Source organism: Chryseobacterium sp. FP211-J200 (assembly GCF_001643375.1).
GTDB lineage: Bacteria > Bacteroidota > Bacteroidia > Flavobacteriales > Weeksellaceae > Epilithonimonas > Epilithonimonas ginsengisoli.
This window is the reverse complement of record NZ_LSHB01000051.1, coordinates 1-11,770: the sequence shown is the minus strand read 5'-3', so window position 1 is coordinate 11,770 and position 11,770 is coordinate 1. Positions and strand designations below refer to the sequence as shown.

Sequence of the window (11,770 nt, the reverse complement as noted above, 5' to 3'; positions counted from 1 at the left end):
CTTCCGACCATGACTACCAAATTGGAAGCTTTTTTTATTTTAATTCGCCAACCACAAAAGGTTCTTCGGCGTTTTCATTATAATCTCGGACAAATCCGACTTCTTTTGATTTTGTGATCTCGGATTTTGATGTTCCGGAAAATCCATCCCCAAAATCAACACTGAAGTCGATATAACTCAATCTGTTTCTTGTAAACTTCATCTTGTTGAAAACCAAAATGATGTTTTTTTCTTTGAGGTTCTTCTGCAAACTTAGCAAGTCTTTTTTCGTCATTTCCTTATTGAAAACAACGGCTATCACTTTCTTACTTGAAGTAAATGAAAGTGTACCGATCACAAAAAATGTTATAAATAAAAGGGATACGAATGTGGACTTTTTCACGGCATAAAACTAGGCTGCAAATTTAGAAAATCTTTAATGAAAATTGCTATTTTCAAAGGCAAATATTATTTTTTTTAATAACCTGTTAAAATGAGTTCAAAATAGATTTGCGCAATACAAGGATTATTAGTGAAATTATGTAAAATACTAATAATCAGGAAAAAATAAATCAGTGTAGTTTGTTTTTTTGTTAAATTTGGTGAAAACAATACTTATGAAAAAACTTTCTATTTTAGCTTTTATCATGGTAAGCTTTTCTTTTTCAAGTTTACTGAAAGCACAGCAGCCCTTCGTGGGTCAGATCATGTTTGTTCCCTATAATTTTGCTCCAAATGGATGGCATGAGTGTGATGGTTCTCTTTTACCAATTTCAGAATATGAAGTCCTTTTTACACTGATAGGTACGACATATGGGGGAGACGGGCAATCCACATTTGCAGTTCCCAATGCAAAAGGAAAAGTGATCATCGATGATGGTCAAGGCACTGGTCTTAGTCCTTACGTTATAGGGCAAACCGCCGGTGTAGAATCGGTTACTTTGACGACCAATCAGATGCCAAATCACAGTCACTCTGTTTTGGCAAGTACGGCGGACGGTAATCAAAATTCTCCAACCAATGGAATCCCTTCGAACACAAAGATCTTGGATAAAGAATATTCCAATTCCACAGACAGCGCTTCCAAAGTTGTAATGAAACCTGGTATGATCGCAGTTTCAGGAGGTAATCAGCCACATGACAACATGATGCCAACTTTGTCTATGAAATGTGTTATTTCGTTGTTTGGTGTCTTTCCGTCACAGAATTAATCTTAAAAAATTAACATCATGAAAAGATTTAAAATCTCACTATTATTTTGTCTAGTGATTTTGTCTCTCAAAGTATCTGCACAATATACACCATTTATTGGGCAGATCATGTGGGTACCTTATACTTTTACACCAAAAAATTGGGCACCTTGTGAAGGTCAACTTTTACCCATTCAGCAGAATACGGCTTTGTTCTCGCTCTTGGGTACGCAGTTCGGTGGCAATGGGTCTACCAATTTTGCATTGCCAGATATGCGCGGTAGAACTGTCATGGGCGATAGTGAGAATTATCCGGTAGGAACAGCCAATGGCTCGGCTAGTGTTACATTGCTTTCCACAGAAATGCCATCACATACGCATACTGCAAATGCTGTAAAAATAGAAGGGAGCCAAAATCTCCCAACAGGCAACTTTCATGCAGATACCAAAGCCGGTGACCCAGAATATTCTGATGCCAGCGCGAATACAACTATGGCCCCTCAGATGGTAAGCATTTCTGGTGGAAGCCAGCCTCATAATAACATGCAGCCATATGGAACCTTGAAGTGTATCATTGCGCTGCAAGGTATCTATCCATCACGCCCGTAAGTTTTTAAAATTAGTAATTCGATCATCATGAAAAAATATACTTTATTAATGTTCATCCTTTTGGGGTTGGCATCCAATGGATTAAAGGCTCAAGGAGATGGCGAACCTTTCCTTGGTCAGATTTTATATGTTTCATTTAACTTTGCTCCCAAAGGTTGGGCAGAGTGCAATGGACAAACAATGTCAATTAATCAAAACCAAGCATTGTTTTCCTTATTGGGAACAACATATGGCGGAAATGGACAAACTACTTTCCAGTTACCAAACATCCAAAGCCGAGTTCTTATCAGTAATAATTCCACTTATAATTTAGGTGAATATGGTGGTGAGGAAGCTCATACTTTAACAATTAATGAAATGCCAGCGCATAACCATTTGGTCAATGCTGTAACATCAGCAGGAAACAAAACATCTCCGGAAGGTAATTTGCCTGCGGACACCAAAGTCTTGGACAAAGAGTACACCAGTGCTTCCAATGGTACGGTGGCTATGAATAATGGCGTACTGAGTTCGTCTGGAGGCTCACAACCGCACACCAATATACAGCCGTATGTTACTTTCAAATGTATCATCGCTCTTCAAGGTGTATTTCCTTCACAAAACTAAATCCAAAGATCATGAAAAAACTATACTTTATAATAGCGGTAGGATTTGCATTTGGTATTACCTCTGCGCAGACCATCACATTCAATGGATGTCATAATCTATTTGATGACCAGAATTTTGTATTTAACAATACTGGAACAGATGGGAGTGGGAAAAAGATCTACATCACAACACCTATAGATGGTGTCCAGTCTTGCGGTGGTCTAGGAACTTGTGAATTCAAGATACAATGGAATAGCGTTGAGACCCGATGGGAGTTTTTGGCAGATTCTGGTAATGGCGATTTTGTCGCGCCTTATTTGATCTATTACAATTCTACAGGAAATAATGGAGCACCTAATCCGCCGAGCAATTCCGTAGGTTCTTGGGTAGAGAATACCTCCGTTACAGAAAATGGTTGCGGAGGGAATCTTACATCCACCAATTCTACAATGACCGGAGATGTACATACAACAACACTTGCTGTTGGAGACTTTTCAAAAGGTAAAATTCAAATGTTCCCGAATCCGGTTACAGATTTTATAAATGTTTCTGGAATCGAAAGTGCAAAAAATATGTTGATTACCAATATGGCTGGACAAGAAGTTTTTAAAACCGATTTCCAGACCCGATTGGATGTCTCAAAGCTTACAAAAGGAATTTATATTCTGAAAATAATTAATTCTGATGGACAATCCCACAGTCTGAAATTCATCAAAAAATAGAACTTTGTTTATAAATAAGAAAGGCTGCAAATTTTTGCAGCCTTTCTTATTTTGAATTTTTAAAATTATCTTAAAAAGAATAATTCGGAGCTTCCTGCGTGATGATGACATCGTGCGGATGGGATTCTTTCAAACCACTTCCTGTAATCATTACTAATTTTGAATCTTTTTGTAAAGCTTCTATATCTTTTGCGCCACAATAGCCCATTCCAGCTCTTAAACCGCCTGTCAATTGGAAAATAACATCTTCCAATTTTCCTTTGTGAGGAACTCTGCCTTCGATGCCTTCTGGAACAAATTTCTTAGCTTCACTTTGGAAATAACGCTCTTTTCCGCCACGTTTCATTGCAGAAAGAGAACCCATCCCTTGATAAGATTTGAATTTCCTTCCTTGGAAAATGATTTCTTCTCCTGGAGCTTCATCTGTCCCTGCTAAAAGTGAACCTAACATAACAGCTCCGGCTCCACTTGCGATTGCCTTTACAATATCTCCAGAAAGTTTGATTCCACCATCAGCAATCACCGCTACATTTTTCTTTTTTGCAAATTCATAAACATTATAGATTGCAGAAAGCTGCGGAACGCCGACTCCGGCAACAACTCTGGTTGTACAGATAGAACCTGGACCAACACCCACTTTTAGGACATTTGCGCCCGCTTTTATCAAATCTTTCGCAGCTTCGGCCGTTACGATATTTCCACCAACGATATCCAAGTCTGGGAATTTTTTTCTGATTTCTGAGATTTTATCCAAAACACCTTTCGAATGTCCGTGAGCTGAATCGATGGCAACTATGTCAACACCAGCTTTTACTAATGCAGTAATTCTTTCAATCGTATCTTCGCCAACACCAACGCCGGCTCCAACGATAAGACGACCGTTTTGGTCTTTGTTCGCATTTGGATATTCTAATTGATTGTCGATATCTTTAATGGTGATCAACCCGACCAATTTGTTTTTCTTGTCAACGATTGGAAGTTTCTCGATTCTGTTTTTAAGCAAAATTTCTTTCGCTGTTTCCAAATTCGTGGTTTTGTCGGAAGTGATGAGGTTATTTTTTGTCATTATTTCCTCCACTTTCACTTCAAGATTTTCTTGATATTTCACATCACGATTGGTAATGATGCCAATCAGTGTGTTGCTTTTATCAACTACAGGCAATCCAGAAATCTTATATTCGGCCATTAATGCTTTCGCTTCGGCAAGTGTGTGGTCTTTGGAAAGTGTGACTGGGTCTGCAATCATTCCGTTTTCGGAACGTTTCACGCTGTTGATCTGAGCGGCTTGTTCCGCAATCGTCATATTTTTATGAATGAATCCAAGACCGCCAACTCTTGCGAGTGCAATTGCCAGATCTGCTTCTGTCACAGTATCCATTGCTGCGGAAACGATGGGAACATTAAGCGAAATTTTGTCTGTGAGTCTTGATTTGAGGGAAACCTGGTTAGGTAAAACTTCTGAATAAGAAGGGACTAATAGAACGTCATCGAAAGTGATGGCTGCCTCTACAATTTTGTTATGAATAGACATCTTTACTTTCTGTGCAAAATTAAGCTATTTTTATCGGATTTGAAAATAGAGTTATTTATTTGAACTAAAGTTAATATAGACAGTCCAAATCTTAGCCCTGATTGTAGTGGAAATCCCACAGCAAGCGTTGGGAAAAGCGATGGCGCGAGGAATTGCAAAGGAAAGCAGGTTCCCGGCTCCAAGTAATTATAAATGATAAACGATAATTGATGAATGATTTTTTATCAACTATCATTCCTCGATTATCATTTATTAAAATCTGCTAAGGATTCCCCAATGAATTTTTATTTCATTGAATTTGAAAGGATTGCCAAACTGGTTTCCGTTCGAAATCTGGAAACTCATCAAACCGACGGGAAGAAAAAAGTTGAAACCCAAACCTAAACTATAAAGTTTCGGCGTGATTCCCAAAGCTTTGTTTGACATTTGACCATACTGTGCAAAAAGGTCAAAGAAGGCTTGGTCGTTGACGAGATAGCGGTATTCCGCGCCGGCAAATGCGTAGAAATCGCTGATGAGACTTTGCTCGTTAAAACCCCGCATCGAGTTCCAACCTCCAAACCTAAAAAGTTCGTTTGTGGATAATTCGTTCTTGGCGCTGAGTAAAGCGGATTCGGCTTTGATGTTGAGAAAGTGATTTCCAGATAGATTGAAGTTGTGTTCGGCGAAAAGGAAATATCGGATTTGGTCAAATTTTTCCTGCGTGTCGTCATAAGTGGTCTTGAGGAAATCGGCTTCCACACGGATATTGCTTTTGTTGATGAACAGCGGAATGTCGCTTCCTTCCTGATATTGGTACCAGAGTCCAATCCCTTTTTTGCTGTAATCGCGACCGCCTGTGTAGAGTGAATCCAAAATCGCCGACGACTCGAAAGTGCCTTTAAGACCGATTTTTTGACGTGGCGAAAGATGATAATAAACGGCTGGCAGGAATTTCACATTCGCAAAAGTGGAATCCTGGCGGAAGATATTGACGTTGACATTCAAACCCACATTGCTTCCAAATGTGTACGGAATGTCTGTCTGCATATCGAAAGTCTGTCCTTTGTCGGGATTTCGTTGCCAGTAAACGCCGATGCTTTCGAAGCTGTTGAACATATTTTTGAGCTGGACATTCAGCGTTCCGTTGACGGTAAATTTTTCGGTTTTGTCGTTTCCGAAGCCGATCATTCCGTCGAACGTGTTGGTTTTTTTCTTTTGCATAAAGAGAAAAACCTGCGTTGAATCCTTTGTGAATAAAGTCTGTGGCGGTTTTTCCAAAGTCACGAACTGGTGATTTTGCAATTGCTGATTCATCGAAACCAGATTTTTGTCCTCGTAATTTTTACCGACATATTCTTTGTTCAAAGCTTTAACGAATTGTTTCGGTAAGCGTGTGTAACCTTTGTAAACAATCGCGTCGATTTTCCTTTGAGAAGCTGTGATAACGGAAATTTTCACAGTCGGAATTCCGTTTTCCATTTTCTGGAATTTGGTTTTCACACGGTTGAAAGCGAAGCCTTTGTTCCGGTATTTTTGATTGATGTTTTTCCTGAGGGAATCTAAGTTTTTTGTGTAGAGTTCGTTCTTTTGAAGTTTTAAATCTGAGACTAACGAGTCTGAAAATTTGACATTGGCTTTATTGAAATTCGGGCCTTTGTCGTAATAGATCTCTGTGTGGTTTTCTATTTTTTTGACGTCTTTGAGTTCTGTGAAGAAGTATGAATTCTCCGTTAATGAATCCAAAAACTTGACTGCTTTTGCGGAGTCGGAAACGATTTTTTTGGCATTGGTTTCTTTGTCGATGAGCCAATATTCTTTTTTCTGCGCGTTGCTTAAAACACAGAAGAGAGAGAGAATACAGATAAATAAATATTTAATTTTAACCACAAGGTTCACAAAGATTTTCACAAAAGACACCATTTTTAGTTCATTGTGAACTTTGTGAAAAAACCTAGTGCCTTTGTGGTTAAACAGAAATCAATCCATTTTATTGTATTTCTTCATCAGATTCTCGTACGTGCCCTGCGGGAGAATCCATTTTAGCGGAACGCCAATCTTTTGGCCGAATTTCCCAAAATAATAATGAGCTTTCCATTTTGATTTTCCTAAAAGTCCATCAATATAAACCGCTACATCCAAAGGTTCGGTTCCGTCGCCAACGTGGGAATTCATCAAAGCATAAACTTTATCGAACACGTTTTTATAAGGTTCGGAAACTTTCGTTTTGATACGGTTTTCTGCAATATTCGTTTTGATATCGCCCAAATGAAGTGAGCAAACGTGGATGTTCCAAGGATAAACTTCGTAGCGCATTGCTTCTGTCACTTTATCCAAAGCAGATTTGGAAGCGGAATAAAATCCTCGGAAAGGTAATCCCATTTCGGAACCAATGCTGGAAACATTGATGATTTTTCCTGATTTCTGTTCGCGCATTTTTGGTAAAACTGCCGTCATCATTTGGACAGAGCCAATCAAATTGAGATTGAATAATTTCGTAATGTCTTCCTTCGTAGAATCTTCAACCGAACCAACCATTCCCATTCCTGCGTTGTTGATGAGAACATCGATTCTGGTTTCTGTTTTCAGTATTTCAGAAATGGCTTTGTCTATTTGGTCTTTTTCAGTAATGTCTGTCGGAATCGAAACGAAACAATCGGAGCTTACGACTTTTCTGCTAAGCCCATAAACTTTGTTTCCTTTCTTCCCGAAATATTCTGCCAAGGCAAATCCAATTCCGGATGAAGCGCCTGTAATGATGATTGTTTTTGACATTTAGAAATTAAAAGATTTTTTTGAATTAGGGATTTTGATTTCATTCTTTCCCATTTTATACTCGTTCATTTTTATCAATTTGGGAAGTTTGTGCGTGAATTCTTTATAATAGTTTTTCGGAACTTTCCGTTCGTATCCGCTGTCACACTCAGAGTATTGTTCATCAACTATAACTTTTCCCGTTGAAAAATTGATTTCATCGGAGAAATTAAATTCGCAAGTATCATCAAATTTTACCAAAGCGCCAATTAGATAAAAATCGCCGTTTTGAAATCGATAGGTGTTTTTTGATGTCACTGTATGTCGGGAATTTGAAAAGTAGGATTGAAAAATCACAAGATAATTATTTTTGATGTTCAATTCTAATTCATTGCTTTCTGGATAGAATCCTTCTTTGCTATCAAATATCAAATTAGAATTTTCTTTCCAGATTTTCAATTTGCCATTGACGTTTTTTAGAATATAAAACTTTCTTACGAGTCCAGGAGATTCTGAGTCAGGCGTTTTATCTGTATTGAAAACGAGGACGGTTTCATCTTTTCCATCTTTGTCCAGGTCGCCTTTTGTTTCCAAGATTTTCTTGTAACCTTTTGGGATTGTGAAATCTTTCAGTTCTTGGGATTGGAGAGCTGAGAAAAAGATTATTGCGAAAAAAGAGAAAAAGTGTTTCATTTTTGCTGACTTGAAAACTTATAAAATCTGTAAGGCAGAATAATTATCCAGATTAATAGATTGTTTATTAGAGAGATATTTCCTAATGTTCTGTATAATATTATTCTAATGTTACGGATAAAGTTGTTTGCAAAACTTATGAAAACATTATCATAATGATTAAAAGGATTGTCATACCAAGATAAATCTTTTCTCTCTGTAATTGTATAATACCAAAATAGGATATTGAAAATTAGTAATATGATTGTAGTAAAGTAATTTTCAAAAGTAAGGCTTATAATAAATATTGATAAAATTAGAATTACAAAAAAAGACAATGTTATATTAATGAATTCGTAGAATCTAATAATTTCAATAACATTCATTAAAATGCAAAATATCAAAATGAATATGATAAATATTTTTGTAATCTGATTGATTTTAATGATAATACATTTGTTCATTAAATAACCTATTCAATTTTTTCTTCAAATTCATTGCTCGTCACCTTTGCAAAATCCTCCCAAAACTCAGGATAAGATTTCTCGACAACGTCCTCATTTTCTATATTCAATTCTTTGATTAAGGCAAACGGCGCAAAAGCCATCGCCATTCTGTGGTCGTTGTAAGTTGCGATAGAAATATTTTCTTCAGGCTCTATGAATTCCGAAGATTCTATTTTCTCGACCGTGATATGCGTTTTTGCTCCGATTTTCAATAATTCATTTTGAAGCGCCACCAATCGGTCGGTTTCCTTAACTTTTAAAGTATGAAGTCCTGTAATTTCGAATGGAATTTTCAAAGCGGTTGCCGTCACACAAAGCGTTTGCGCAATGTCTGGACAATCGTTCATATCCAAAGTGATTAATTCCGGATATTCGAAAGTTGGTTCTGGCAAAAGCGAGATCGAGTTTTCTGCATAATCCGAAACCGTATTGATTCCGAAATATTTCAAATAAAGTTCTTTGATGACACTATCACCTTGCAAAGAAAGTGTGTGGTAACTTTTTAAAGTGATATTTTTTCTGCCAATTGCAGCTAAAGAATAGAAATAAGAAGCTGAAGACCAGTCACTTTCCACTTCATATCGTTTTGTTCTGTATTGGTTGTTGTGCGTTACGATTTCGATTTTATTTTCTGCAAAATGAGATTTGATTCCGATTTCGTCTAGGATTTTCAACGTCATTTCCAAGTAAGGTCGAGAAGTGATTTCGCCTTCCAATTCCAAGGTCAATCCGTTTTCCAATTTTCCTCCTATTAATATTAATGAAGTCAAAAATTGGCTGGAAACGTTGGCTGAAATCTTAACCACATTTTTTTCTAATTTCTTTCCGATGATCTGCAACGGCGGAAAACCTTCTTTTTCAAGATAAGTAATGTCGGCGCCAAGCGATTGAAGCGCATCCACCAAAGGTTTGATAGGTCGGTTTTTCATTCGGTCAGAACCGGTCAGAATTGTTTTTCTACCTTCAAAAATCGAATAATATGACGTGAGGAAACGCATCGCAGTTCCGGCGTGATGGATGTCCACAATTTCGGAATCGGATTCCAAAGCTTTTTTGAGCAAAGTTGTGTCCTGAGAGTTGGAAAGATTGAACATATCAATGTTCCCAAAGAGTTTCCCTAAAATCAAAAGACGGTTCGAAATACTTTTCGAACCGGTAATTTGGATTTTTTGATTATCGATTAATTCAGATTTTTGTAATATCATTCTTATGTATTAATGTAAAAAGTATTAAAGTATTAATGATTCTAATTCGTGAATACATTCTACATTAATACTGTGTACAAATTATTTTAATTTCTCGTTATTTTGATGTCTCTCTTTGTCTCTGTCCGTTTTGACCTTCATTTTTTTATCGAAAGCCGATTGCAGATCTGTTCCGGTTTGATTTGCCAAGCAAAGCGTAACAAATAAGACGTCGGCCAATTCTTCGCCCAAATCTTTGGATTTGTCGGATTCTTTTTCAGATTGTTCGCCGTATCTTCTGGCGATGATTCTGGCAACTTCGCCCACTTCTTCTGTCAGCATTGCCATATTCGTCAACTCATTGAAGTAGCGGACGCCAATGGTTTTTATCCATTCATCAACCTGATTTTGGAGTGTCGTGATTTCCATTATTGATATGCGCCGATTGTGGGTTGAGCGCCTCTTGGATTTCCAACAATATCGGAAGCTGTGATTCCACTGGCATTAGTTCCTTTTCCTTTTGCAGGCGAATCATCTTTAACTCTTAGATTCATTTTCTGCGTAAAGTAATTCTGGAATTTTGGGTCTTCGTTTGCAGTATTTGTATTATCAACTGTCAATCCGGAGTTAGAAGTAAATTTCAATAATGAATTTTTGAAATTGGTTGAAAAACTTCCACCTTCAACTTTGTTTAACAAAATCATATCTGGTGTGTCACCGTAAATAATGGAATTGTTAACATTTATGATTGGATTTCCAGCAAAAAGTTCGTCACCATTTTGATAAACGTTACTCGCATAGATTCCCGCGGCATTCATCGATGGATTCAGATTCCAATAGTTGGCCAGCGTAGAATAGTTAATTGTGTAAGTTCCACCACCAGCTATGGCAAAATCAGCTTCGCCACAATTGTTCATCACCAAATTGTTTGCGGTAATATTTGACGCAATTCCGTAGATTCCAGCATTCTGAAAGGTATGGATGATGGTATTATTAATGGTAGCTGTATTCTTTTTCAGTTGAAGACCAACGTTTCCACCGAAAAGTCTAGCGTAATTCATTTTCAATTCGGTGTCTTCTTCCATTTTGATTCCGTTCCAGTTAGCAGGAAGCGTGTCGTATTTTGTGTCACTTCTGTCACCTCGGAAAATGACTTCATCACCCAAAACACCTTTTACGTCAAGAATCGAATTTTTTTCGAAATTCATTCCGCTGTTTTTTCGGAAATAGACTTTCGTGCCTTTTTCCATGGTCAAAGTTTTCCCTTCTGCAACGGTCAAATCTCCGAAAATCACTTTTACTTTATCCTTTGTCCAAGTCGTATTGTCAGAAATGATGTTTGGATTCGAATCAGATTTGATGAAATATTCCGCATCCTGAACAACTGAAAATAATGTTACTTTTTGCTCACCAGCCGGCGTGTTGAAAACCACTTTATCTTCTGCAATCGCTTCCGGTGCATTGGCAACAGGCGCAATTTCTACAAAAACATAAAGACTGTCTTTTCTTCTCAGCGCCACATTTTCAAAACTTGTCCCAACTTTCCCATCAACATTGATTCTGTAAAGAGAACCGCTACCGCCTTCCAGCGCAATTCTCGGAATCAGGACATCTTTATCTTCATTATTAAAGACTTTTACGGCGTAAGTTTCCGAACGCATCTGGTTGTAAACCGTGTCGCAAAAAACGGTGTCGGTAGAGAATCTCAACAGTTGCGTTGGCGATTCAAACGAAATATCATCGCGATTACATCCTGCTAATAATAAAAGTGACCAAAATGCAATGCCAAGGAATATTTTAATTTTCATCTGTTTTTATTTAATTTTTATTTAGGTCAGATGTAACACCCATTTTGTTTCTGCATCAAAAGAGATTTTGTAGTTAGGTGTTTCATTTATCTTGTTTAATCTTCAAAACTACAAAATTTAAATTTTTATTTTGTGATGACGAAGATATTTTAATGATATTAAACAAAAAATCCTTCCAATGCGTAAAATATTGAAAGGATTATGGATAATAAAAGTGAATTATTACTCTTTTAACCCGTAGTGCATTA

Annotated in this window: 12 protein-coding genes; 4 read left to right on the top strand and 8 right to left on the bottom strand. The window is 37.3% G+C overall.

Features of this window, described 5'->3' with window-relative positions:
• Positions 1-34: 34 nt before the first annotated feature.
• Entirely contained in the window at positions 35-274 is a 240-nt protein-coding gene (locus AXA65_RS14635) for a hypothetical protein (protein WP_165596611.1), read from the bottom strand.
• 322 nt (positions 275-596) lie between these two features.
• On the opposite strand from AXA65_RS14635, the gene AXA65_RS14630 reads away from it, so the two are divergent.
• The 4 genes from AXA65_RS14630 to AXA65_RS14615 all read left to right on the top strand — a co-directional run bounded on the left by AXA65_RS14630 (position 597) and on the right by AXA65_RS14615 (position 3,088).
• On the top strand, positions 597-1,190 hold the full coding sequence (locus AXA65_RS14630; RefSeq protein ID WP_086048221.1) for a phage tail protein: 594 nt from the start codon (positions 597-599) through the stop codon (positions 1,188-1,190).
• Between the two features lie 108 nt (positions 1,191-1,298).
• Positions 1,299-1,778, top strand: coding sequence for a phage tail protein (locus AXA65_RS14625; RefSeq protein ID WP_063970818.1), 480 nt, complete (start codon positions 1,299-1,301; stop codon positions 1,776-1,778).
• Positions 1,779-1,805: 27 nt separating this feature from the next.
• A complete protein-coding gene (locus AXA65_RS14620) occupies positions 1,806-2,384 on the top strand; it encodes a phage tail protein (protein ID WP_185114330.1) in 579 nt (192 codons plus the stop codon).
• A gap of 11 nt (positions 2,385-2,395) precedes the next feature.
• Complete coding sequence (locus AXA65_RS14615) at positions 2,396-3,088, top strand: T9SS type A sorting domain-containing protein (protein WP_063970817.1); 693 nt, start codon at positions 2,396-2,398, stop codon at positions 3,086-3,088.
• A gap of 70 nt (positions 3,089-3,158) precedes the next feature.
• Here the strand turns inward: AXA65_RS14615 and guaB are convergent, their stop codons facing one another.
• From guaB to AXA65_RS14575, 7 genes are all read right to left on the bottom strand, one after another.
• Positions 3,159-4,619: an IMP dehydrogenase gene (gene guaB / locus AXA65_RS14610; protein WP_063970816.1), complete on the bottom strand. Its 1,461-nt coding sequence runs from the start codon at positions 4,617-4,619 to the stop codon at positions 3,159-3,161.
• 252 nt (positions 4,620-4,871) lie between these two features.
• A complete protein-coding gene (locus AXA65_RS14605) occupies positions 4,872-6,509 on the bottom strand; it encodes a POTRA domain-containing protein (RefSeq protein ID WP_228391690.1) in 1,638 nt (545 codons plus the stop codon).
• A 69-nt stretch (positions 6,510-6,578) separates the two neighbouring features.
• Positions 6,579-7,373: an SDR family oxidoreductase gene (locus AXA65_RS14600; protein WP_063970814.1), complete on the bottom strand. Its 795-nt coding sequence runs from the start codon at positions 7,371-7,373 to the stop codon at positions 6,579-6,581.
• Positions 7,374-8,045, bottom strand: coding sequence for a hypothetical protein (locus AXA65_RS14595; protein ID WP_063970813.1), 672 nt, complete (start codon positions 8,043-8,045; stop codon positions 7,374-7,376). It abuts the gene before it with no gap.
• Positions 8,046-8,496: 451 nt separating this feature from the next.
• The gene (locus tag AXA65_RS14585; RefSeq protein WP_063970811.1) at positions 8,497-9,735 is read right to left on the bottom strand and encodes a 3-phosphoshikimate 1-carboxyvinyltransferase; all 1,239 of its coding nucleotides are present in this window, start codon (positions 9,733-9,735) and stop codon (positions 8,497-8,499) included.
• Between the two features lie 81 nt (positions 9,736-9,816).
• Complete coding sequence (locus tag AXA65_RS14580) at positions 9,817-10,143, bottom strand: nucleotide pyrophosphohydrolase (RefSeq protein ID WP_063970810.1); 327 nt, start codon at positions 10,141-10,143, stop codon at positions 9,817-9,819.
• Positions 10,143-11,522: a hypothetical protein gene (locus AXA65_RS14575; protein WP_063970809.1), complete on the bottom strand. Its 1,380-nt coding sequence runs from the start codon at positions 11,520-11,522 to the stop codon at positions 10,143-10,145. Before AXA65_RS14575 ends, AXA65_RS14580 begins: the two co-directional genes overlap by 1 nt.
• Positions 11,523-11,770: the final 248 nt, after the last annotated feature.

Bases quoted from the DNA above. Each gene is read 5' to 3' on its own strand.
- AXA65_RS14635 (WP_165596611.1), bottom strand. From the start codon at position 274: ATGACGAAAAAAGACTTGCTAAGTTTGCAGAAGAACCTCAAAGAAAAA.
- AXA65_RS14630 (WP_086048221.1), top strand. From the start codon at position 597: ATGAAAAAACTTTCTATTTTAGCTTTTATCATGGTAAGCTTTTCTTTT.
- AXA65_RS14625 (WP_063970818.1), top strand. From the start codon at position 1,299: ATGTGGGTACCTTATACTTTTACACCAAAAAATTGGGCACCTTGTGAA.
- AXA65_RS14620 (WP_185114330.1), top strand. From the start codon at position 1,806: ATGAAAAAATATACTTTATTAATGTTCATCCTTTTGGGGTTGGCATCC.
- AXA65_RS14615 (WP_063970817.1), top strand. From the start codon at position 2,396: ATGAAAAAACTATACTTTATAATAGCGGTAGGATTTGCATTTGGTATT.
- guaB (WP_063970816.1), bottom strand. From the start codon at position 4,619: ATGTCTATTCATAACAAAATTGTAGAGGCAGCCATCACTTTCGATGAC.
- AXA65_RS14600 (WP_063970814.1), bottom strand. From the start codon at position 7,373: ATGTCAAAAACAATCATCATTACAGGCGCTTCATCCGGAATTGGATTT.
- AXA65_RS14595 (WP_063970813.1), bottom strand. From the start codon at position 8,045: ATGAAACACTTTTTCTCTTTTTTCGCAATAATCTTTTTCTCAGCTCTC.
- AXA65_RS14585 (WP_063970811.1), bottom strand. From the start codon at position 9,735: ATGATATTACAAAAATCTGAATTAATCGATAATCAAAAAATCCAAATT.
- AXA65_RS14580 (WP_063970810.1), bottom strand. From the start codon at position 10,143: ATGGAAATCACGACACTCCAAAATCAGGTTGATGAATGGATAAAAACC.
- AXA65_RS14575 (WP_063970809.1), bottom strand. From the start codon at position 11,522: ATGAAAATTAAAATATTCCTTGGCATTGCATTTTGGTCACTTTTATTA.